At 63.4% G+C, this 21,393-nt stretch carries 21 protein-coding genes; 19 read left to right on the top strand and 2 right to left on the bottom strand.

Annotation, left to right across the window (positions count from 1 at the left end; translation table 11 throughout):
• Positions 1–11 precede the first annotated feature (11 nt).
• The 6 genes from NKH80_RS06400 to NKH80_RS06375 all read left to right on the top strand — a co-directional run bounded on the left by NKH80_RS06400 (position 12) and on the right by NKH80_RS06375 (position 6,656).
• The gene (locus NKH80_RS06400) at positions 12–1,655 is read left to right on the top strand and encodes an ABC transporter substrate-binding protein (RefSeq protein ID WP_254816193.1); all 1,644 of its coding nucleotides are present in this window, start codon (positions 12–14) and stop codon (positions 1,653–1,655) included.
• An 18-nt stretch (positions 1,656–1,673) separates the two neighbouring features.
• Entirely contained in the window at positions 1,674–2,741 is a 1,068-nt protein-coding gene (locus NKH80_RS06395) for an ABC transporter permease (RefSeq protein WP_254816192.1), read from the top strand.
• On the top strand, positions 2,738–3,658 hold the full coding sequence (gene nikC, locus NKH80_RS06390) for a nickel transporter permease (RefSeq protein WP_352644435.1): 921 nt from the start codon (positions 2,738–2,740) through the stop codon (positions 3,656–3,658). The genes NKH80_RS06395 and nikC overlap by 4 nt, the downstream gene beginning before the upstream one ends.
• On the top strand, positions 3,655–4,488 hold the full coding sequence (locus NKH80_RS06385) for an ABC transporter ATP-binding protein (RefSeq protein ID WP_352644433.1): 834 nt from the start codon (positions 3,655–3,657) through the stop codon (positions 4,486–4,488). The genes nikC and NKH80_RS06385 overlap by 4 nt, the downstream gene beginning before the upstream one ends.
• Positions 4,485–5,234 (top strand): ABC transporter ATP-binding protein, encoded by a 750-nt coding sequence (locus NKH80_RS06380; protein ID WP_352644432.1) that lies wholly within the window; start codon positions 4,485–4,487, stop codon positions 5,232–5,234. The genes NKH80_RS06385 and NKH80_RS06380 overlap by 4 nt, the downstream gene beginning before the upstream one ends.
• Before the next feature lie 144 nt (positions 5,235–5,378).
• Positions 5,379–6,656, top strand: a complete 1,278-nt coding sequence (locus tag NKH80_RS06375) for a 4-aminobutyrate--2-oxoglutarate transaminase (RefSeq protein WP_352475991.1) — start codon at positions 5,379–5,381, stop codon at positions 6,654–6,656.
• A 63-nt stretch (positions 6,657–6,719) separates the two neighbouring features.
• Here NKH80_RS06375 and NKH80_RS06370 read toward each other — a convergent pair whose 3' ends face one another.
• Positions 6,720–7,322 (bottom strand): sulfotransferase family protein, encoded by a 603-nt coding sequence (locus tag NKH80_RS06370; RefSeq protein WP_352644430.1) that lies wholly within the window; start codon positions 7,320–7,322, stop codon positions 6,720–6,722.
• Between the two features lie 120 nt (positions 7,323–7,442).
• The gene (locus NKH80_RS06365) at positions 7,443–8,693 is read right to left on the bottom strand and encodes an NAD(P)/FAD-dependent oxidoreductase (RefSeq protein WP_352644429.1); all 1,251 of its coding nucleotides are present in this window, start codon (positions 8,691–8,693) and stop codon (positions 7,443–7,445) included.
• 422 nt (positions 8,694–9,115) lie between these two features.
• Here NKH80_RS06365 and NKH80_RS06360 point away from each other — a divergent pair, with 422 nt between their 5' ends.
• The 13 genes from NKH80_RS06360 (at position 9,116) to NKH80_RS06300 (ending at position 21,357) form a co-directional block, all read left to right on the top strand.
• A complete protein-coding gene (locus NKH80_RS06360; protein ID WP_352644571.1) occupies positions 9,116–10,408 on the top strand; it encodes an imelysin family protein in 1,293 nt (430 codons plus the stop codon).
• Between the two features lie 54 nt (positions 10,409–10,462).
• Entirely contained in the window at positions 10,463–10,774 is a 312-nt protein-coding gene (locus tag NKH80_RS06355; RefSeq protein ID WP_352990291.1) for a (2Fe-2S)-binding protein, read from the top strand.
• Complete coding sequence (bfr, locus tag NKH80_RS06350) at positions 10,740–11,225, top strand: bacterioferritin (protein WP_023676883.1); 486 nt, start codon at positions 10,740–10,742, stop codon at positions 11,223–11,225. The genes NKH80_RS06355 and bfr overlap by 35 nt, the downstream gene beginning before the upstream one ends.
• Positions 11,226–11,237: 12 nt before the next feature.
• The gene (locus NKH80_RS06345; protein WP_352990288.1) at positions 11,238–12,842 is read left to right on the top strand and encodes a di-heme oxidoreductase family protein; all 1,605 of its coding nucleotides are present in this window, start codon (positions 11,238–11,240) and stop codon (positions 12,840–12,842) included.
• Complete coding sequence (locus tag NKH80_RS06340; RefSeq protein WP_352644427.1) at positions 12,842–13,915, top strand: imelysin family protein; 1,074 nt, start codon at positions 12,842–12,844, stop codon at positions 13,913–13,915. Before NKH80_RS06345 ends, NKH80_RS06340 begins: the two co-directional genes overlap by 1 nt.
• Before the next feature lie 2 nt (positions 13,916–13,917).
• Positions 13,918–15,024 (top strand): DUF1513 domain-containing protein, encoded by a 1,107-nt coding sequence (locus NKH80_RS06335; protein WP_352506133.1) that lies wholly within the window; start codon positions 13,918–13,920, stop codon positions 15,022–15,024.
• 159 nt (positions 15,025–15,183) lie between these two features.
• The gene (tsaB, locus tag NKH80_RS06330; RefSeq protein ID WP_352506134.1) at positions 15,184–15,876 is read left to right on the top strand and encodes a tRNA (adenosine(37)-N6)-threonylcarbamoyltransferase complex dimerization subunit type 1 TsaB; all 693 of its coding nucleotides are present in this window, start codon (positions 15,184–15,186) and stop codon (positions 15,874–15,876) included.
• Entirely contained in the window at positions 15,876–16,370 is a 495-nt protein-coding gene (rimI, locus tag NKH80_RS06325; RefSeq protein WP_254816257.1) for a ribosomal protein S18-alanine N-acetyltransferase, read from the top strand. The genes tsaB and rimI overlap by 1 nt, the downstream gene beginning before the upstream one ends.
• A 21-nt stretch (positions 16,371–16,391) precedes the next feature.
• Positions 16,392–17,192 carry a lyso-ornithine lipid O-acyltransferase gene (gene olsA / locus NKH80_RS06320; RefSeq protein ID WP_352506135.1) on the top strand — a complete coding sequence of 267 codons (801 nt, stop codon included), beginning with the start codon at positions 16,392–16,394 and terminating at the stop codon, positions 17,190–17,192.
• 62 nt (positions 17,193–17,254) lie between these two features.
• Positions 17,255–18,664 carry a tRNA (N6-isopentenyl adenosine(37)-C2)-methylthiotransferase MiaB gene (gene miaB, locus NKH80_RS06315; RefSeq protein ID WP_352990284.1) on the top strand — a complete coding sequence of 470 codons (1,410 nt, stop codon included), beginning with the start codon at positions 17,255–17,257 and terminating at the stop codon, positions 18,662–18,664.
• Positions 18,665–18,747: 83 nt separating this feature from the next.
• The gene (locus NKH80_RS06310; protein WP_352464821.1) at positions 18,748–19,740 is read left to right on the top strand and encodes a PhoH family protein; all 993 of its coding nucleotides are present in this window, start codon (positions 18,748–18,750) and stop codon (positions 19,738–19,740) included.
• A 17-nt stretch (positions 19,741–19,757) separates the two neighbouring features.
• Positions 19,758–20,255 carry an rRNA maturation RNase YbeY gene (gene ybeY, locus NKH80_RS06305; RefSeq protein ID WP_352740329.1) on the top strand — a complete coding sequence of 166 codons (498 nt, stop codon included), beginning with the start codon at positions 19,758–19,760 and terminating at the stop codon, positions 20,253–20,255.
• A gap of 28 nt (positions 20,256–20,283) precedes the next feature.
• Entirely contained in the window at positions 20,284–21,357 is a 1,074-nt protein-coding gene (locus NKH80_RS06300) for a hemolysin family protein (RefSeq protein WP_352702339.1), read from the top strand.
• Positions 21,358–21,393 lie beyond the last annotated feature (36 nt).

The following is a 21,393-nucleotide window of genomic DNA, read 5'->3' as shown; positions in this document are numbered from 1 at the left end:
GAACAGTTGAAATGATGATGGAAAAGTTTGCTCTACGCACCCGCTTCTTGCTGGCGGGCGCCGCCATGTCCGCGCTGCTTCTGGCCGGTGCGCCTGCCTTCGCGGTCACGCCCGCCGACACGCTGGTCGAGGGTTTCGCCATCGACGACATCATCTCCATGGATCCGGGCGAGGCATTCGAACTGTCTACCGCCGAAGTCACCGGCAACACCTACGATCTCCTGGTGCGCCTCGACCTCAGCGACACCTCGAAGGTCAAAGGCGATCTCGCCGAAAGCTGGAGCGTCTCCGACGACGGCCTGACCTACACGTTCAAGCTCAAGCCCGGCCTCAAATTCGCCTCCGGCAATCCGATCACAGCGGCGGACGTCGCCTATTCGTTCGAGCGCGCCATCAAGCTCGACAAGAGCCCGGCCTTCATCATCGGCCAGTTCGGCATCGACGGCGGCAACGTCACCGAGAAGGCCAAGGCTGTTGATGACACGACGTTCCAGTTCACCGTCGACAAGGCCTATGCGCCGAGCTTCGTGCTGAACTGCCTGTCGGCGACGGTCGCCTCGGTCGTCGACGCCAAGCTGGTCAAGGAGCATGTCGCGGCGGTCACGCCGAGCGCCGACTACAAATGGGACAATGATTTCGGCAATGCCTGGCTGAAGACCGGCTATGCCGGCTCCGGTGCCTTCAAGCTGCGCGAATGGCGCGCCAACGAAGTTGTCGTCCTTGAGCGCAACGACAATTACTACGGCGAGAAGGCCAAGCTTGCCCGCGTCATCTACCGCAACATGAAGGAAAGCTCGGGCCAGCGCCTGGCGCTGGAAACCGGTGATATCGACGTCGCCCGCAATCTCGAGCCAAACGATCTCGACGCCATCGCCAAGAACGCCGATCTCACCACCACCAGCGCGCCGAAAGGCACGGTTTTTTACATCAGCCTCAACCAGAAGAACCCGAACCTCGCCAAGCCCGAGGTCCGCCAGGCTTTCAAATATCTGGTCGACTACGACGCGTTGAGCTCAACCATCCTCAAGGGCATCGGCGAGATCCACCAGACCTTCCTGCCCAAGGGCGACCTTGGTGCTCTCGACGAAAACCCGTTCAAGCTCGATGTCGCCAAGGCCAAGGACCTGCTTGCCAAGGCGGGTCTCGCCGACGGCTTCAACGTCACCATGGACGTGCGCACCGGCCAACCGACCACCGGCATGGCGGAATCGATCCAGCAGACGCTGGGACAGGCCGGCATCAAGCTGGAGATCATCCCCGGCGACGGCAAGCAGACGCTGACCAAATACCGCGCCCGCAACCACGACATCTATATCGGCCAGTGGGGCCAGGACTATTTCGATCCGAACTCCAATGCCCAGACCTTTGCCAGCAACCCGGACAATTCGGATGAAGCCAAGACCAAGACCCTGGCCTGGCGCAACGCTTGGGACATTCCGGACTTGACCAAGCAGACGGAAGCGGCCCTGCTCGAGAAGGATTCGGCCAAGCGCGCCGCAATGTACGAGGATCTTCAGAGGAAGATCCTCGATACCAGTCCTTTCGTCATCATCCACCAGCAGCTGGAAGTGGCTGGCCTGCGCAAGAACCTCAAGGGCTTTGCGCTCGGCCCGAGCTTCGACACCAACTTCGTCGGCCCTGTTTCGAAGGAGTGATGTCGGCGGACGCGCCGCATGAGCTTGGCTGAAAGGGAAACAACGGCGGGGCGCGGCAGCGCTCGCGCCGTTGCCGCTGCCTCATCGATCGCCCGGTTCCTGGTCATCGCGATAACGACTTATCTCGGTCTGCTCGCGGTGACCTTCTTCATCGGCCGGGTGATCCCGATCGACCCGGTGCTGGCGGTGCTCGGCGACCGGGCGCCGACCAATGTCGTCGAACGAACGCGCCGCGAGATGGGTCTCGACCTGCCGTTGGTCGAGCAGTTCTACATCTATGTCAAACATGCCTTGAATGGTGATTTCGGCACCTCGGTGCTGACCACCAATCCGGTGATGACGGACATCCGCCGCGCCTTTCCGGCGACGCTGGAACTGGCAACACTGGGGACGCTGATCGGTTCGGTGATCGGCGTGCCGCTTGGTGTGCTGGCGGCCGTGCGGCGCGGCAGCATCATCGACCAGATCGTGCGCATCATCGGTCTTGTCGGCTATTCCGTGCCGATCTTCTGGCTGGGGCTGCTGGCGCTGGTGCTGTTCTACGCCAAGCTGCAATGGGTCGCCTTTCCCGGCCGCCTCGATATCGTCTACGAATACACCTTCACGCCGATTACCGGCTTTTACCTGCTGGATGCACTCTGGCAGCGGCAGTGGGACGTATTTGCCGATGCCTTCCGCCACATCATCCTGCCTGCCTCGCTGCTCGGCTATTTCTCGCTCGCCTACATCAGCCGCATGACGCGCTCCTTCATGCTGAACGAACTCACCCAGGAATACATCGTGGCGGCGCGCGCCAAGGGCCTGTCGGAAACGCGCATCATCTGGGGTCACGCGCTGCGCAACGCCGCGGTGCCGATGGTTACGGTGATCGCTCTGTCCTATGCCGGGCTGCTCGAAGGCTCGGTGCTGACCGAGACGGTGTTTTCGTGGCCGGGCATCGGCCTCTACATCACCAATTCGCTGCAGAACGCCGACATGAATGCCGTGCTTGGCGGCACGATCATCATCGGCTCGGTCTTCATCGGCATCAATCTTTTGTCCGACCTGCTCTACCGGCTGCTCGACCCAAGGACCAAGGCAGGATGAGCGCAGAAGCGATTCAAACCCGCCGTGATTGGCTGCTCAGCGAGCGGCCGGCGTCGCGCGCGCAGGCAAGGCTCGGCCGCGCCTATGTGGCCTGGCGGCGCTTTTCCGCCAACCGCCTGGCATTCATCGGTCTGCTCATCATCATCGCCCTGCTGGTGGTCGCGGCCTTCGCCGACGTGCTGGCGCCCTATTCGCCGACATTCGGCGACCTCAAGGGCTCGCGGCTGCTGGCGCCAAGTGCCGCGCACTGGTTCGGCACCGACGATCTCGGCCGCGATATCTATTCGCGCATCATCTTCGGTTCGCGTTGGACGCTCTATGTCGTCATTCTGGTCGCCATCATCGCCGCGCCCATCGGCTTGCTGGTCGGCACCGTTGCCGGCTATGCCGGCGGCTGGACCGATGCGATCCTGATGCGCATCACCGACATCTTTCTCGCCTTTCCGAAGCTGATCCTGGCGCTGGCCTTTGTCGCCGCGCTCGGCCCCGGCATCGAAAACGCGGTGCTCGCCATCGCCATCACCTCGTGGCCGCCCTATGCCCGCATTGCCCGCGCCGAAACGCTGACGGTGCGCAATTCCGATTACATCAAGGCGGTGCAATTGATGGGCGCTTCGCCGTTCCGCATCGTGCTTCGCCACATCATGCCGCTCTGCATCTCCTCGCTGATCATCAGGGTGACGCTCGACATGGCCGGCATCATCCTGACCGCCGCCGGCCTCGGCTTCCTCGGCCTCGGCGCGCAGCCGCCGCTGCCGGAATGGGGCGCGATGATCGCGTCGGGCCGACGCTTCGTGCTCGACCAGTGGTGGGTGGCGGGCGCGCCGGGCTTTGCCATCCTCATCGTCAGCCTCGGCTTCAACCTGCTCGGCGACGGCCTGCGCGACGCGCTCGATCCGCGAAGCGGTGACCAATGAGCACGCTTCTCGAAGTCGACGAGCTGCGCGTCACCTTCCCGACGCGCACCGGCCTGATCGAGGCAGTGCGCGGCGTTTCCTTCTCGCTCGGCCGCGAACGGCTCGGCATCGTCGGCGAGAGCGGTTCGGGCAAGTCGCAGACCGGCCGCGCCATCATGGGCGTCACCCCGCCGCAGGCCGAGGTGACCGCAAAGACGCTTGCTTTCGACGGCATCGACCTGCTGGCCGCCTCGCCGCGCGAGCGCCGCGCACTGCGCGGCAAGCGTATCGCCATGATCCTGCAGGATCCGAAATATTCGCTCGACCCGGTGATGAGCATCGGCCGCCAGATCGTCGAGACACTGCGCACGCATGAGACAGTCTCCAAGGCCGAAGCCCGCGACCGCGCGCTTGCCATGCTGGAGGCTGTGCAGATCCGCGATCCGGCCCGTGTCTTCGACCTGCATCCGCACGAGGTTTCCGGCGGCATGGGCCAGCGCGCCATGATCGCCATGATGCTGATCGCCGGGCCGGAGATGATGATCGCCGATGAGCCGACCTCGGCACTCGACGTCACTGTGCAGCTCGACGTGCTCGGCATCCTCGACCGGCTGGTCAGCGAGCGCGGCATGGGGCTGATCTTCATCTCGCACGACCTGCGCTTGGTCTCATCTTTCTGCGATCGTGTCATCGTCATGTATGCCGGCAAGGTGGTCGAACAGCTCAAAGCCTCGGAGCTCGGCCGTGCCCAGCATCCCTATACGCGCGGCCTGCTCAACTGCATGCCCAAGATCGGCGCCGACCGTCACCCGCTGCCGGTGCTCGACCGCAAGCCGGAGTGGGCAGCATGACGGCAGCCCTTTCCGTCGACAGGCTGGAGGTGGTCTTCGACCGCTTCCGCGCGTTGAAAGGCGTCAGCCTCGAGGTCGAATCCGGTGAATCCTTCGGCCTGGTCGGCGAGTCCGGCTCCGGCAAGTCGACGTTGCTCAGGGCAATCGCCGGCCTGGCGCCGGCCGCATCAGGCACCATCGCGGTCAACGGCAAAACGCTCGGCGCGCGTCGCGACAAGGCGTTTTACCGCGAGGTGCAGATGGTCTTCCAGGACCCGTACGGTTCGCTGCACCCGCGCCAGACCGTCGACCGCCTGCTGCAGGAGCCGCTCGCCATTCACGGCTTCGCCGACGGCGAAAAGCGCATCCAGCGGGCACTCGACGAGGTCGGCCTGGGCACCGGCTTCCGTTTTCGCTATTCGCATCAATTGTCCGGCGGCCAGCGCCAGCGCGTGGCAATCGCCCGTGCCCTGATCCTCGAACCGTCGATCCTGCTGCTCGACGAGCCGACCTCGGCGCTCGACGCTTCGGTGCAGGCGGAGGTGCTGAACCTGCTGGAGGAGATCCGGCGGCGGCGCAAGCTGACCTTTCTGATGGTCAGCCACGACCTCGCCATCATCACCCATATGTGCGAGCGGCTGATGGTGATGCAGAACGGCGAGGCGGTCGAGCACCTGACCGCCGGCGACCTCGTCGAGCGCCGCGTCACCAAGGACTACACGCGCAATCTGCTGAGGGCGAGCGAGGGGTTTGTCAGGACGGCATGAGCGACGGGCGTTCGGTTGCCGACACCGGCATCGACAGGCCCAATCGCCGGGCGACGGTGCCAACTTGAGGAAAACCTGAAATAAGCCCAAAAGAGTCTCAACAGCCATCAAACGAGAGCGGGCGCCGGTCCGGTGAGGGATACGATGACAAATTCAGCCATTTCCGAACGCAAGAACCAGTCGATTTCGCGCGGCGTCGGCATGACCACTCAGATCTATGCCGATCGCGCCGAAAACTCGGAAATCTGGGACGTCGAAGGCCGCCGCTATATCGATTTTTCGTCCGGTATCGCTGTCGTCAACACTGGCCACCGTCACCCTAGGGTGATCGAAGCGGTCAAGGCGCAGCTCGACCGCTTCACCCATACCTGCTACCAGGTCGTGCCCTACGAGAGCTATATCCGGCTGGCCGAACGGCTGAACGGCATGCTGCCCGGCAAGTTCGACAAGAAGACGATTTTTGTCACCACCGGCGCCGAGGCGGTCGAGAACGCTATCAAGATTGCCCGTAACGCCACCGGCCGGCCGGCGGTCATCGCTTTTTCCGGCGGCTTTCACGGCCGCACCTTCATGGGCATGGCACTGACCGGCAAGGTCGTGCCCTACAAGGTCGGCTTCGGCGCCATGCCGGCGGACGTCTTCCATGCGCCGTTCCCGGTTGCGCTGCACGGCGTGTCGGTCGCCGATTCGTTGGCGGCGCTCGACCGGCTGTTCAAGGCCGACGTCGATCCGGCCCGCGTTGCCGCCATCATCGTCGAGCCGGTGCAGGGCGAGGGCGGCTTCTACGAGGCGCCGCGCGACTTCATGACCGCATTGCGCAAGATCTGCGACCAGCACGGCATGCTGCTGATCGCCGACGAGGTGCAGACCGGCTTTGCCCGCACCGGCAAGATGTTCGCCATGGACCACCACGAGGTGGCGGCCGACATCACCACCATGGCCAAGAGCCTGGCCGGCGGCTTTCCGCTGGCGGCGGTCACCGGCCGTGCCGAGATCATGGATGCGCCGAACCCCGGCGGGCTCGGCGGCACCTATGGCGGCAGCCCGATCGGCGTCGCCGCGGCGCATGCCGTGCTCGACGTCATCGACGAAGAGAAGCTCTGCGACCGCGCCAACACGCTGGGCAACCGTCTGAAGCAGCGCCTGCAATCGATCCGTGACGAAGCGCCGGAGATCGTCGATATCAGGGGCCCCGGCTTTATGAACGCGGTCGAGTTCAACGATGTGACGAAGGGCCTGCCGTCGCCGGAACTCGCCAATGCGGTCCGGCTGAAGGCGCTCGACAAGGGTCTGATCCTGCTGACCTGCGGCGTCTACGGCAACGTCATCCGCTTCCTCGCGCCGATCACCATCCAGGACGGCGTCATGAACGAGGCGCTCGACATCCTGGAAAGTTCGATCCGCGACGCCCGCGCCGCCTGAGCGGCGAGGATATGGCCTGGGATTCAACTGCGGCGAAGGCCGAGATAGGCGGCAAGCCGCCGTTCAACGCCCTATGCGAGCACGAAATTCGGCAGTCGAATTGGTGCGTGGAAACGGTTCGGAAGGCAACTGTACACCGAGAAAGGCACAAAGCGGCTCCCACCCTTCGGAGGCCTGATAGGTAAGAAGGCGTTCAGGTGGCAGCGTTGATTTCACGGAAGCGTTATGTGCTTCATAGACAGCGATTGCGTGATCACGGTTATCAAATCGACCGCCAAAGACAGTGTTTCCAATCACCGCCACACCAAAAGACTGTGGATCATTGGTAGCAGCATCCATCGTGAGCCCTATTGTTTGCGCCATGCTGTCATACCAGGCTTCGGGGTCACGAACTGTCAGGATAACCTTCGCATCAGGGTAGTGGTCACTCACTTCGCGCCAAAAATGCGCCGTTGGCCAATCGACCGCGGAAAGATAGCCGGCATATGCCGCATCCCAGGTCGGGAGTTGTCCCTGGCCGGCGGCGCGCCACAGCGTCTTCTGCTCGGGATTGGCGTGGACATCTGCCATGTGATGACACGGCCCGAACCCAAGATGCTCCAACGCGAGCTTCAGCGAATATGTGCCAGTGCGACCCATGCCTGCGCCAATGACATATAGAGCCATGAGCACCCCCCGACGATTTCAATTGGTCAAAATACCGCTGTTTCCTTTACTTCGCTATATGTTTGAAGGTCAGCTCCCGGTCGAACTAGACTAGGTCATTCAGGGTGATTGGGTTTGATCTTATCCCGCAGCGCGGACAGGCTCTTCTTCCTGGAAGGCGGCGAGCGCCGCCTTCAGTCCATCCGGCCCGGTCGCGACAATCTGCGGCGACGGCGAAAAGCCGGCGCCGAGCATCTTGCGGCCAAGCATGTGGTCGCCGGGCCGGTTGACCGATTCGATGCCGAGCAGCCGGCTTCCGGCGTAGTGATAGATGGAGAATTTGTTCTCGGCCACGTCGCCCAGCACGAGATGGCTGTCGCCGCCCGCAATCAGGCCGACCATCTGCAGCTTCATGTCGCCGATATCGGACCAGAACCACGGCACCGCCGAGTAATTGTCGGTGTGGCCGGCGATGGTGCGTGCGGCGAGCCGCGCCTGGTCGGTGGCGTTCTGCACCGATTCCAGCCGCACGTCGCCGCCTGTGAACCAGTGCCGGTAGGACGCCGCGTCGCCGATGGCGAGGATTTCCGGCACCGACGTGCGCATCTGCTGGTCGACGCGGATGCCGTTGGCGATGGCAATGCCGGCGGCTTCGGCCAATTCGACATTCGGCACGACGCCAATGCCGATGACGACCATCTGCGCCGGCAATCTTTCGCCAGATGAGGTGATTGCAGCCGAAACACGGCCGTTCTCGCCCTCCAGCCGTTCGATGGTGGTGCCGGTAAGGATGCGCACACCGGTCGCCTCCAGCCGCTGGCGCACATGGCCGGCGATGACCGGCGCGACGGCGCGCCCGAGCAGCCGGTCAACCGCCTCGACCACCGTGACCTTGCGGCCGGCGGCGGTGAGCGTTGCGGCAATCTCAAGGCCGATGAAGCCGCCGCCGAGGATGACGACCTCCTCGCTTTGCGCGCTTAATTCGCGGATCAGGCGGGCATCACTGAGCGAGCGCAGCGACACAACGCCAGAAAACTCCGACCCCGGCAGCGGCAGCAGGCGCGGACGCGCGCCGGTGGCGAGGATCAGCCGGTCGAACGGCAGCACGCCGCCTGATATCTCCAGCCGGCGGCCGGCGACGTCGATCCGCTCGACCCGGAGGCCTGGCCGGTAGTCGATGGCGCTGCCGGTATAAAAAGCCTCGCCGCGCAACGGTTGCGGCTTTGCTTGCTGATCCTTGATGAAGGTCTTCGACAGCGGCGGCTTGTGGTAGGGCAATTCGTCTTCGTCGCCGATCAGGATTACCGGCCCGTCATAGCCTTCTTCGCGCAGACTGGCGGCCGCTTGCACGCCCGCATGACCCGCACCGACAATGACGACCCCGATCTTCATAACAGCCCGATTCCTCACCCAAATCTAGGACGTCACGCCAGGTGGCGATTGTCTGGTCCCGCCGCAAGAGCGCCGATCCGGGTCGCACCCGGAACGGCCGCCTGTCAACCGCGTCATGCGCCGGCATTCCTATACATCGGTGTTAAAGTTGACAGTTCTAGTTTAGAATAATTCTAAACTATTGTTTCAATTGAATTTTTTCTACGCCACCAGTTGACATCCGGTGTCTTCGCCGTTTTATGGAAGCTCGCGCGTCAGCGCATCCCTTTGATGTCTGGGCCTTGAACCCTTTCGATTGGAGGCATTTCGGTGTCTTTCTTCCGCGAACCGCGCGATGGCGCGACCCTTCTTTGCCCGCTGGCAGCTGCCCGCCGCGGCGCCGGCATTTCATTGATTCCCGAGGAGAGACAGTCATGAGAACGATGATCAGGGCACGGTATGGCGGCAGGCTTGCGGCGATCGGGGCCACCGCGATGCTCACGGCGGCTGTGTTCGTGCTGCCGGCCAAGGCGCAAACCGATGCCAAGGCGGTCATCAAGACCTATTCCGACATCGCGCTCGCCAAATACGAGGATTCGCTGATCACGGCCGAGGCGCTCGACAAGGCTGTCGATGCGCTGCTCGCCAAGCCATCGGCCGAGACGCTGAACGCCGCCCGCGAGGCCTGGAAGGCATCGCGCGTTCCCTATCAGCAGACCGAGGTCTATCGCTTCGGCAATGCCATCGTCGACGACTGGGAAGGCAAGGTGAACTCCTGGCCGCTCGACGAGGGCTTGATCGACTATGTCGCCAAGGGCTACGGCACCGAGTCGGATGCCAACGCTTTATACACCGCCAATGTGATCGCCAATAAGTCGATCGAGATCAACGGCAAGAAGGTCGACGCCACCAATCTGACGCCGGAGTTCCTCTCCGGCACCCTGCAGGAGGCCGGCGGTATCGAGGCCAATGTGGCGACCGGCTATCACGCCATCGAATTCCTGCTTTGGGGTCAGGACCTGCACGGAACCGGTCCGGGCGCCGGCGAGCGGCCCTACACCGATTACGACCTCGCCAATTGCACCGGCGGCAATTGCGACCGTCGGGCGCGATACCTGAAATCGGCGAGCGACCTTCTGGTTTCCGATCTAAAGGATATGGTCGACGACTGGAAGGAAGGCGGCGCCGCCCGCAAGAACCTTGTCGATGGCGAGCCGAACGCCGCCATTTCGACCATCTTCACCGGGATGGGCTCGCTGTCCTATGGCGAACTCGCCGGCGAGCGGATGAAGCTCGGCCTTTTGCTGCACGATCCGGAAGAGGAGCATGATTGCTTCTCCGACAACACCTACAACTCCCATCTCTACGATGCGATCGGCATCCGTGCCGCCTATCACGGCAGCTACACGCGGCTTGACGGCACTGTCGTCGAGGGGCCGTCGGTGGCCGACATGGTCAAGGCGGCCGATCCGGCGATCGACAGGGAATTGTCGGCTAAACTGGATATCACCATCGCCAAGATGGAGGCCATCAAGGCGCGGGCGCTTGCCGGCGAGGCCTATGACCAGCAGATCGCCGAGGGTAACGCTGACGGCAACGCCACCGTGCAGGCGGCGATCGACGCGCTGGTCGATCAGACCAAGTCGATCGAACGCGCCGTCGGCACCCTGAAGCTCAATGCCATCGCCTTCGAGGGCTCGGACAGCCTCGATTCACCGGACAAGGTGTTCCAGTAAACTTCGAAACCAACAGCCACGCGGCGCAATGAGCGCCGTTAGCCAGAGCGACAAATGCTGATCTGCCATTGCAACATCATCACCGAAAAGGAGATAGAGCAGACGATCGTCGGACTGCTGGATGAGGACCCCTGGCAGCTGATCGTGCCGGCGAAGGTCTACCATGCCATGCACAAGCGCGGTCGCTGTTGCGGCTGCTTCCCAAATGTGGTCGAAACGATCATTCGGATCACCGAAAATTATCACGCCCGCTCGGCGGCGAGCGGCGTGGACATCGTTTCACACCTGGATCGCGTCAGAGGCCTGCGCGTCCAATACGGGAGCAGAATCCATGAAAGGCGAACAGCAGATCATAGAGCGGCTTAACGAGGCTCTGTTTCTGGAACTTGGAGCGGTCAATCAATATTGGGTGCATTTCCGGCTGCTGGAAGACTGGGGATACGCCAAGCTGGCGAAGAAGGAACGCGCTGAATCGATCGAAGAAATGCACCATGCCGACCGGCTCGTGGCGCGCATCATCTTCCTTGAGGGCCATCCGAACCTGCAGTCCGTGGCGCCGCTGCGTATCGGGCAGAATGTCAAGGAAGTGCTCGAATCCGATCTTGCCGGCGAATATGACGCGCGCACCGCCTACAAGCGTTCGCGCGAGGTTTGCAACGAAGCAGGCGACTACGTGACGATGAAGCTGTTCGAGGAATTGCTGGCTGACGAGGAAGGTCACATCGACTTCCTCGAGACGCAACTCGACCTGCTCGCCTCCATCGGCGAGGAAAAGTACGGCCAACTCAACGCAGCGTCGGCCGACGAGGCGGAATAAGGACATGCCGGAATGCGGCGCCCCCTAGATTTCTTGCGCCTCTTGCCGGCCGAAGATTGCGGCCTGCCGCCTCAGAAGAAGCCGCGGTACGGGATCCTTCGCGGCCCTTTTCTTGCCGTGGTGGCGACGCTCACAGCCTCGGCGCTGGCCGGAGCGCCGCAACCGGCGGGGCTTGCCACCAGCCGCACCGATCTGACGCCGAAGGATCTGGCGCGCGTCATTGCGATCACCAGGCCGACCAGCGATTTCTCCAAGCCCGAGCAATTCGAATTGATGCAGGGCGGCGCCGGCACCTCGAAGAAGGACGTCAACAAGGATGCCTTCTCGCAATCCTCCGCCAACATCGGCTTCGAGGAAGAGGGTACCTTCAAGCTCGGCAATGCCATTTTCCGCAAGAACTGGGTGTCGTCGCCATCCTCGACACAAGCCTCGGATGGGCTCGGTCCGCTGTTCAACGAGCGCGCCTGCCAAAACTGTCATCTGAAGGACGGCCGCGGCCATCCGCCCGAAGGCGACAGCGGCACCACCTCGATGTTCCTGCGCCTGGCAAGGGAAGCCAGTACCGAGGAGGAGAAAGCCGCACTCGCCGATCACAAGGTGCTCAACTTTCCCGACCCGGTCTATGGCACACAACTTCAGGAGCTAGCCGTTCCCGGCCTGCAGGGCGAAGGCAGGATGCATGTCGATTATCAGGAGCAGAAAGTAAAACTGGCGGACGGCAGCGTCGTGTCGCTGCGCAAGCCGAGCTATTCGGTCGAGGGTCTCGCCTACGGGCCGCTCGATCCGCACACCACGCTGTCGCCGCGCATGACACCGCCGATGATCGGCCTTGGCCTGGTGGAGCAGATCGCTCCTGCCGACATCCTTGCGCATGCCGATGCGACCGACCGCGATGGTGACGGGATTTCCGGCAGGCCCAACATAATACGCGACAGCAGCAGCGGTGAACTGACGCTCGGCCGTTTCGGCTGGAAGGCGCAGGCGGCTTCGATCCGTCAGCAATCGGCGGACGCTTTTGCCGGCGATATCGGCATTTCGACGCCTGAGGTGCCGAGGCACTGGGGCGATTGCAGCGCCGCAGAAAAGACCTGCCTTGCCCTATCCAACGGTGTACAGGAGCGCCTCGGTCCGGTCGAAGCGCCGCCGCCGGTCGTGGACCTCGTCACCTTCTATTCGCAAAACCTTGCCGTGCCGGCTCGGCACGATCTCGACAGACCGGATGTGCTCGCCGGCAAAAAACTGTTCTACGATATGGGCTGCATCTCCTGCCATACGCCGAAATTCGTCACCCGTCGCGGAACCCCGAACAGAGCGCACGCCTTCCAGCTGATCTGGCCTTATTCCGATTTCTTGCTGCATGACATGGGACCCGGCCTTGCCGACGGACAGGCGGTGGGCGAGGCCACGGGAAGCGAATGGCGCACGCCGCCGCTGTGGGGCATCGGGCTCACCCAGACCGTCAGCGGCAACACCTTCTTCCTGCATGACGGGCGCGCACGCAGCCTGGCCGAGGCAATCCTGTGGCATGGCGGCGAGGGCGAGAAGGCGCGTGACCGCTTTGCCGCTGCCAATGCGGCCGAACGCGCCGCGCTGATGAAGTTTCTGGAGTCGCTCTGATGCGGAAGCGTCTTGCACTCGCGCTGATGCTGGTCCTCGCCGATGCGCTGCCGGCATCCGCCGCGGTGAAGGCTTCGGATGTGATCCAGCGGGCGATCGACGGCTTCGTCCGCCCGGCCTATACCAGGCTGCATGACCATGCGGACAGCTTGGCCAAGACCATGCACGCGCTTTGCCAGGCGCCTTCGCAAGATACTCTCGATGCGGCACGCGCCGAATTCTCAGGCGTCGTGGATGCCTGGTCGGTGGTGGAAATCATCCGTTTCGGGCCGATCGCCGAAAACAACCGGCTTGAGCGCATGCTGTTTTGGCCGGACCGCAAGAGCATCGGCCTGAAGCAGGTGCAGGCAGCACTGGCCGGCAAGGATCCGGCGGCCGCCGATCCGGCCCAACTGGCGACAAAGAGTGTCGCCATGCAAGGGCTCGGCGCATTGGAGTTCGTGCTCTACGGCGATGACGCCGGTCAATTGGCCGGCAAGGGCGACGCCTATCGCTGCGCCTATGGTGCAGCCATTGCCGGCAATGTCGAGACGATTGCCGCCGAGGTCGGCGAGGCCTGGAACAAGCCCAACGGCTTTGCCGCGCTCTGGGCCCATCCCGGTCCGCAGAACGCGCTCTATCACGACGGAACCGAAGCGGTGACCGAACTGGTCGGCGTCTTCATCAACGAGTTGGAAATGGTTCGCGACGTGCGCCTGAAAGGCTTCCTGGGCGCCAAGCCGGAGGCCGACAAACCGAAACAGGCGATTTATTGGCGCTCGCAGAACACCGCACGCTCGCTGACCGGCAATCTGGCGGGCATGGATGCGCTGTTCCAGGCCTCCCAGCTTGGCGATGCGCTGCCGCCTGATGCACGCTGGATGGCGGAATCGGTCCACATCCAATTCACCAACGGGATCGAGGCCGCCAAGGCGATCAGGGGTCCGATCGACAAGGCACTAGCCGATCCGACGTTGCGCCAGAAGCTAGACTACTTCGCACTGGTGACATCCAGCCTGACGACCCTGATCGGCACCAGGCTGACCGCCGAATTCGGCCTGACCGCCGGGTTCTCGTCACTGGATGGCGACTGATCATGAGGACGCCGCTGATCGATCGGCGCGATTTCCTGAGGGCCGCGGGCGCTGGTTTCGTGGCGGCGATGGCGCCGTCGGCCTGGGCAAATACACTCGACGCCGACGCGGTCTTCGCCACGGCTTTCGTCAAGCGCGACGGCAGCTATGGCGCGGCCGTCCTGTCCGAGGCCGGCAAGTTGTTGCACACGATCGATCTGCCCGATCGGGGCCACGACGTTACCTTCGACCCGGTGTCTAAGCGTTCGGTGGTGTTTGCCAGGCAGCCGGGCACCTTTGCTGTCGTCTTCGACCATACCGGCCGCGATGAACCGCACACCATTGCCAGCGTTGCCGGCCGGCATTTCTTCGGCCATGGCGTGTTTTCGGCCGATGGCACGCTGCTCTACGCAACCGAGAACGATTTCGACAATGCCGACGGCGTCGTCGGCGTCTATGACGCGCATGCGAAATTCAAGCGCATCGGCGAGTTCCCGACCTACGGCACAGGCCCGCACGAGCTTTTGCTGCTTTCCGACGGCAGGACGATTGCTGTGGCCAATGGCGGCATCGAGACGCATCCGGATTATGGCCGCGCCGAGCTCAACATCGCAACGATGAAGCCTTCCTATGTTCTGGTCGACCGCCTTACCGGCGATCTCACCGAAAAGCACGAATTGCCGCCAGCGCTGCACCAACTGTCGATCCGCCATATGGATGCCGACCGCTCCGGCACCGTCTGGTTCGGCTGTCAATACAGGGGGCCGGGTACCGATCGTCCCCCACTGCTCGGCCGCGCGCCGCGCGGCATGGACTTGAAATTGCTCGACATGCCGCAGGACGTGCTCTCGGCCTTCAGAAATTATATCGGCTCGGTCGCGGCCAACCCTGCCGCCGGCACCATCGCCGTGTCTTCGCCTGAGGGGAATTCGCTTGCCGTGATCGACACGGCCAGCGGCCGCATCGTCGCCAGCAAGGCGCTGGTCGAGGTCTGCGGCGTTGCACCCGATGGGGAAAGCTTCATGGCGACGACCGGCGCCGGCGAAATCGTCGAGGCCGGTGGCTCGATACGTTCCGAGCCGGACTATGTCTGGGACAATCACCTGCTGCGTATCGAGCAGGTCGGCTAGTTCCGATACCTATTGTGGCGATTGCGTGCGTTGGAACTTACATTCTTGGACCCGCGCCGAAGCCAAGTCGCCTGACGATTTATCCATTATTCCCTTGCGGGGATCAGCTCTGGCGGGCAGAGGGAAGCTGTTTTCGAAACTGTCTCAACCGGCCGCTTCATGAAGTTGCTTGCCATCGACTGTGCCGCCAATCTCTGCGCCGCCTGCGTCTACGACGCGGCGGCCGGGAAAGAACTCGGCCGTTCGGTGCTCGATCTCGGCAAGGGTCATGCCGAGCATCTGATGGGTGTCATCGAAGGCGCGTTGAAGGCGGCCGGAAGCGATTATGCCAGCCTCGGCGCCATTGCCGTTTCAACCGGTCCGGGCTCCTTCACCGGACTGCGTGTCGGCGTCTCGGCGGCGCGCGGCCTGGCGCTGGCGCTGAAAATCCCGGCGATCGGCGTGACGACTCTGGAGGCACTGGCGGCAGAGACCGCAGCGATATTTCCCCGCCGCGCCGTGATCGCAGCGCTCGATGCAGGCCGCGAGGAGATCCATGCGGCACTTTACGATGAGAGGTCGGTTCTGATCTATGGTCCGGCTGTGACCACGCTCTCGCACGCCGCAGCCATGGCGATCGACATCTCTCCGGTTCTGGCGGGCACGGCGGCAACCCAAATTGCCGCGGCGGCCGGACGCAGCTTCGATCTCGGTGAGACGGCGGCCACCGCCGACATCGCTGTCTATGCGCGGCTGGCCGCGGCCCAAGGTGCCGGTAAACACGGCGAGGGCGAAAAGCCGAAACCGCTTTATCTGCGGGGCGCCGACGCCAAGCCGCAGGCCGGCTTTGTTCTATCCAGGCAAAAAAACTGATGCGTATTCCATTCCTCCAGCCGCGTCGCAGGGACTATGCGATCGAGCCGCTGACGGTTGCCGACAGCGCGGCCATGTCGGTGCTGCATCGCGAGGATTTCGCGCGGCCGTGGACCGACGACGAATTCGCCGCGCTGCTCGAGCAGGACACGGTGTTCGGCTATGCCGCGCGCGAGACCGGACAGGGCGCCAAGCCGCCGGTGGGCTTCGTCCTGGCGCGGCTGGCCGCCGGCGAGGGGGAGATCCTGACGGTCGCAGTGGCACGCTCGCACCGGCGCCGGGGGCTCGGCTGGCAATTGATGGATGCGGTGCTGCGTGAACTGCACGCACAGCGCGCCGAGGCGCTTTTCCTTGAGGTCGACGAGACCAACGTCGCCGCGATCGCGCTCTACCGGCGGCTGGGCTTCCGCGAGGTCGGCAAGCGCGCCAACTATTACAAGTCGCCGGAGCACGGCCCGACCGGCGCCCTTGTCATGCGCCGCGATCTTCGCTAGCCAAACGCCGGGGTGGTGCGGATGATCGGAAAAATCAGGATTTTCCTGGCGCTGGGGCTGGTTGTCGTCGGCTCATTGGTGCTTGTGCCGCTGCAGGTCTTGTCGATGAAGACCGGGCTCTGGCGCGAGACCTTCATCCTGAAGATCTGGCACAGGATGATCATCAGGGCGCTCGGGCTGCGCATCCATGTCAAAGGGGCGCTATCCGGCCAACGCCCATTGCTGGTCGCCGCCAACCACATCTCCTGGACCGACATCATGGTGCTGGGATCGATGGTCGACGTGACGTTCATCGCCAGAGCCGACATGGCCGGCTGGCCGCTGATCGGCATGCTGTCGAAGCTGCAACGCACCGTCTTCATTGAACGTGAGCGCAAACGTTCGTCGGGCGACCAGGCGAGCGAGATCGCCCGCCGGATGGCCAAGGGGGACGCCATGGTGCTGTTCGCCGAAGGCTCGACCGGCGACGGCAACATGATCCTGCCGTTCAAGAGCACACTGTTCGGCGCCGCTACGATGGCGATTGCTGAAGGGGCGGCCGAACAGGTCTTCATCCAGCCGGTGGCGATCGTTTATACGCGCCTGCATGGCGTGCCACTCGGCCGCCGGCATCGGCCGGTTGCCGCCTGGATCGGCGATGAGGAGCTGATGCCGCACCTCAAGGTGCTGATGGCCGAGGGCGCTCTCGACGTCGAGGTGCATTTTGGCGAGGCGATTGCTTTCTCCAAGGGGTCCAGCCGCAAGGAGACGGCAAAGCAGATGGAACGCCAGGTGCGCGAGATGGTGCAGGCGGCGCTCGCCGAACCGCGCCCGAGCCGGTAGTCTGCTCGGTACCGGCCAGATTCGTCTGTTTTTTGTCAGGGAAAGGCGCTAGAAGCCGCGAAATGGAATTGAACACGATAGAACGCGACGACATCGGCGCTGCCGCCGAAGACCTGGTCGTTCTGCCTGCCGCGACCAGGAAGGTCTTCGTCAAGACCTATGGCTGCCAGATGAACGTCTACGATTCGCAGCGCATGACCGATGCTCTGGCCATCGACGGCTATGCCGCGACAGACGCCATTGGCGAGGCCGATCTGGTGCTGCTCAACACCTGCCACATCCGCGAGAAGGCGGCGGAAAAGGTCTATTCCGAACTTGGGCGCATCCGTGAGTTGAAGGCGGAACGTGCCAAGGCCGGGCGCGAAATGCTGGTCGGCGTCGCCGGCTGCGTGGCGCAGGCCGAGGGCGCCGAGATCATCCGTCGCTCGCCGTTGGTCGATCTGGTCATCGGCCCGCAGACCTACCACCGGCTGCCCGGTGTGCTGGCGAAGGCGCGGAGCGGAGAAAAGATCGTCGAGACCGACTATGCCGTCGAGGACAAGTTCGAGCATCTGCCGCAGCCCAAGCGCGCCGAACTGATCAGGCGCGGCGTGACGGCGTTCTTGACCGTTCAGGAAGGCTGCGACAAATTCTGCACCTTCTGTGTCGTGCCCTATACGCGCGGCTCGGAAGTCTCGCGGCCGGTGGCACAGATCGTCGCCGAGGCCGAGCGCCTGGCGGATGCCGGCGTGCGCGAGGTGACGCTGCTCGGCCAGAACGTCAACGCCTGGCATGGAAGAGGCGAAGACAGCGAGGAATGGGGCCTTGGCCGGCTGCTGTTCAGGCTCGCAGAGATTCCAGGTCTGGCGCGGCTGCGCTACACGACCAGCCATCCGCGCGACATGGACGATGAATTGATCGCCGCCCATCGTGATTTGCCTGCGCTGATGCCCTATCTACATTTACCGGTGCAATCCGGCTCCGACCGCATACTCAAGGCGATGAACCGCAGGCATATGGCCAAGGACTACCTGACGTTGATCGACCGCATCCGTGCCGCGCGGAACGACATCGCACTGTCCGGCGATTTTATCGTCGGCTTTCCCGGTGAGACGGAAGCGGATTTCGAGGCGACGATGCAGTTGGTGGAAGACGTCAACTATGCCTCGGCCTTCTCGTTCAAATACTCTCCGCGGCCCGGCACGCCGGGCGCCGAAATGAACGATCAGGTGCCGGAGGCCGTCAAGGACGAGCGCCTGCAGCGATTGCAAGCGCTGCTTCTGAAACAGCAGCAGCATTTCGGCGCAAGCCTGGTCGGCAAGACCATCGACACGCTGATCGAAAAGCCGGGCCGCCAAGCCGGCCAGAAGGTTGGCCGCTCGCCGTGGCTGCAGCCGGTTATTGTTGATGAAAAGGCTGGCGAAATCGGTGACATTATCCGGGTACGAATCACGAAGACAGGCTACAACAGCCTGTTCGCCGAATTGGCCTGAAGGCCTCGGCAGATGAGGAGAGACGGTTGAGCGCTGCTGAAGTCAAGAACCTGCCCCAGAATCTACCCTCCGGGGCCTCGGATATGGCGCACATCGTACTGACTTTCGACAATAACAAGCTTGCCAGCGCCCTTTACGGCCAGTTCGACGAGAATCTGGCCAGGCTCGAGCAGAAGCTCGGCGTCGACATCCGCTCGCGTGGCAACCAATTGACCATCAAGGGCTCTTCCTCGGCCGCCGAGCAGGCACGCCGCGCCTTGGACAATCTTTACGGCATTCTGCAGAAAGGCACTGATATCGGCCAGTCCGATGTCGACGGTGCGGTGCGCATGGCGATCGCCACCGACGACCAGCTGACGCTGCCGACGCTGGAGCGCAAGGGCAAGGTGTCCGCCGCCCAGATATCGACACGCAAGAAGACCATCTATGCCCGCTCGCTGAACCAGGACGCCTATATGCGCGCGCTGGAGCGGTCGGAACTCGTCTTCGGCATCGGCCCGGCCGGCACCGGAAAGACCTACCTGGCGGTGGCGCACGCGGCAATGCTGCTCGAACGCGGCATGGTCGAACGCATTGTGCTGTCGCGCCCCGCGGTCGAGGCCGGCGAACGGCTTGGCTTTCTGCCGGGCGACATGAAGGAGAAGGTCGATCCCTATCTGCGGCCGCTCTATGACGCGCTCTACGACATGATGCCGGCCGACAAGGTCGAGCGGGCGATTGCCGCCGAGGTCATCGAGATCGCGCCGCTGGCGTTCATGCGCGGCCGTACGCTGGCGCATGCCGCCGTCATCCTCGACGAGGCGCAGAACACCACGCCGATGCAGATGAAGATGTTCCTGACCCGGCTCGGCGAGAACTCGCGCATGATCGTCACCGGTGATCCGACCCAGATCGATCTGCCGCCGAACACCAAGTCCGGCCTGGTCGAGGCGCTGAGAATTCTCGACGGCGTTACCGGCATGGTGACGGTCCGCTTCAATGAAGGCGACGTCGTCAGACATCCGCTGGTCGCCGAGATCGTCAAGGCCTACGACCGTGACGGCAAGCTGGCCAGGGGCTTAGGTGTCGAAAGCTGATATGATTATGCGGCCGCATGGCTGAGGAGCAAAAGGCGGGAGGGCCGCTTCCCGTCGAGATCGATATCGCCATAGAGGCGGGCGACTGGCCCGACGAGACGACGCTGACGCGGCTGGTCGACCACGCCGTATCGGCCGCCTTTGTCGAAACCGGTGCGGACGGCCGTTCCGAGCTCAGCATCGTCTTCTCCGACGATGCCCATATCCGTACGCTCAATGCCGGCTGGCGCGGCAAGGACAAGCCGACCAACGTCCTGTCTTTTCCGGCTTTTCCCTTTACCAGGGGCGGGCCTCTGCCGCCGATGCTCGGCGGCATCGTGCTGGCCGCCGAGACTGTCGCGCGCGAGGCGGCACTGGAAGACAAGCCCGTCGAGGACCATATCTCCCATCTCGTCATCCATGGCCTGCTGCATTTGCTGGGCTATGATCACGAAACGGATGCCGAAGCGGATCTGATGGAAGCGACAGAGCGCGCAGCACTTGCGAGGCTTGCCATTCCCGATCCCTACACGTAATTACAAAAGACCAATTGACCGGACGATGATGAACGACAAACCAGAGACTGCCGCCCGCTCCGACGCCGGCAGTGTGATCAAGCCTTCCGAAACGACGGAAGAGGGCTCGAGTCCGAGTACCACGACCGGCAGCTTCGCCACCGAGGCATCGCCTGCCGGTCCTTCCCTGTTCGATCGCGTGCTCGGGCTTTTCAGGCATCGCAACGGCACCAGCCTGCGCGAGGAAATTGCCGGTGCGCTTGCCGAAACGGCGAGCGATGCAGAATCCTTCTCGCCCGGCGAACGCGCCATGCTCAATAACATCCTGCGCCTGCGCGAAGTGCGGGTCGAGGACGTCATGGTGCCGCGCGCCGACATCGAGGCGGTCGAGATCACGACGAAGCTCGGCGATCTTCTGGGGCTGTTCGAACAGTCCGGCCACTCCCGCATGCCGGTTTATTCGGAGACGCTCGACGACCCGCGCGGCATGGTTCATATCCGCGACGTGCTGGCGCATATCACCAAGGTCGCCCGCGTCAGAAAGGGCAGGACGACCAGGAAAACCCCGGTCGCGACGGTTCTCGATCTCGCCCAGGTCGATCTGGCGCGCACCATCGGCGATCTCAACCTGATCCGACCGGTGCTGTTCGTGCCGCCGTCGATGCTCGCCTCTGACCTGATGGGACGGATGCAGACGACGCGCACCCAGATGGCGCTGGTCATCGACGAATATGGCGGCACCGACGGTCTCGTCTCGCTCGAGGATATCGTCGAGATGGTGGTCGGCGACATCGAGGACGAGCACGACGAGGACGAGCCGATGATTACACAGGCCGGCGAAGGCGTCTTCATCGTCGACGGCAAGGCCGAGATCGACGATGTCGCCAAGATGATCGGCGAGGATTTCGCCGCCGGCGAGCACGGCGAATATGTCGACACGATCGGCGGCATGATCTTCAACACGCTTGGCCGGGTGCCGGCGCGCGGCGAAGTGGTGCAGGCCATACCCGGCTTCGAGTTCCATGTGCTCGACGCCGATCCGCGCCGCGTCAAGCGCGTGCGCATCGTCGAGACCTTGAAGGGCGAGCGGCGGCGCCGCGCCGTGCGCACCGAGCAGGCTTAGGGTTTGTTTGGAGGCAAGCCCGCGGCCTGATAAATC

This window comes from Mesorhizobium sp. M0904 (assembly GCF_040319475.1).
Lineage (GTDB): Bacteria > Pseudomonadota > Alphaproteobacteria > Rhizobiales > Rhizobiaceae > Mesorhizobium.
Note: the sequence above shows the minus strand (reverse complement) of the source record. Positions and strands in the feature narration are given on the sequence as shown.

Coding starts and splice junctions, on each gene's coding strand:
- olsA (WP_352506135.1), top strand. CDS start 16,392: ATGATCGGAAAAATCAGGATTTTCCTGGCGCTGGGGCTGGTTGTCGTC.
- NKH80_RS06370 (WP_352644430.1), bottom strand. CDS start 7,322: ATGGCTCTATATGTCATTGGCGCAGGCATGGGTCGCACTGGCACATAT.
- NKH80_RS06300 (WP_352702339.1), top strand. CDS start 20,284: ATGAACGACAAACCAGAGACTGCCGCCCGCTCCGACGCCGGCAGTGTG.
- NKH80_RS06335 (WP_352506133.1), top strand. CDS start 13,918: ATGAGGACGCCGCTGATCGATCGGCGCGATTTCCTGAGGGCCGCGGGC.
- rimI (WP_254816257.1), top strand. CDS start 15,876: ATGCGTATTCCATTCCTCCAGCCGCGTCGCAGGGACTATGCGATCGAG.
- NKH80_RS06360 (WP_352644571.1), top strand. CDS start 9,116: ATGATCAGGGCACGGTATGGCGGCAGGCTTGCGGCGATCGGGGCCACC.
- ybeY (WP_352740329.1), top strand. CDS start 19,758: ATGGCTGAGGAGCAAAAGGCGGGAGGGCCGCTTCCCGTCGAGATCGAT.
- NKH80_RS06400 (WP_254816193.1), top strand. CDS start 12: ATGATGATGGAAAAGTTTGCTCTACGCACCCGCTTCTTGCTGGCGGGC.
- NKH80_RS06340 (WP_352644427.1), top strand. CDS start 12,842: ATGCGGAAGCGTCTTGCACTCGCGCTGATGCTGGTCCTCGCCGATGCG.
- NKH80_RS06355 (WP_352990291.1), top strand. CDS start 10,463: ATGCTGATCTGCCATTGCAACATCATCACCGAAAAGGAGATAGAGCAG.
- NKH80_RS06385 (WP_352644433.1), top strand. CDS start 3,655: ATGAGCACGCTTCTCGAAGTCGACGAGCTGCGCGTCACCTTCCCGACG.
- NKH80_RS06395 (WP_254816192.1), top strand. CDS start 1,674: ATGAGCTTGGCTGAAAGGGAAACAACGGCGGGGCGCGGCAGCGCTCGC.
- nikC (WP_352644435.1), top strand. CDS start 2,738: ATGAGCGCAGAAGCGATTCAAACCCGCCGTGATTGGCTGCTCAGCGAG.
- tsaB (WP_352506134.1), top strand. CDS start 15,184: ATGAAGTTGCTTGCCATCGACTGTGCCGCCAATCTCTGCGCCGCCTGC.
- NKH80_RS06365 (WP_352644429.1), bottom strand. CDS start 8,693: ATGAAGATCGGGGTCGTCATTGTCGGTGCGGGTCATGCGGGCGTGCAA.
- NKH80_RS06380 (WP_352644432.1), top strand. CDS start 4,485: ATGACGGCAGCCCTTTCCGTCGACAGGCTGGAGGTGGTCTTCGACCGC.
- bfr (WP_023676883.1), top strand. CDS start 10,740: ATGAAAGGCGAACAGCAGATCATAGAGCGGCTTAACGAGGCTCTGTTT.
- NKH80_RS06310 (WP_352464821.1), top strand. CDS start 18,748: ATGGCGCACATCGTACTGACTTTCGACAATAACAAGCTTGCCAGCGCC.
- NKH80_RS06345 (WP_352990288.1), top strand. CDS start 11,238: ATGCGGCGCCCCCTAGATTTCTTGCGCCTCTTGCCGGCCGAAGATTGC.
- NKH80_RS06375 (WP_352475991.1), top strand. CDS start 5,379: ATGACAAATTCAGCCATTTCCGAACGCAAGAACCAGTCGATTTCGCGC.
- miaB (WP_352990284.1), top strand. CDS start 17,255: ATGGAATTGAACACGATAGAACGCGACGACATCGGCGCTGCCGCCGAA.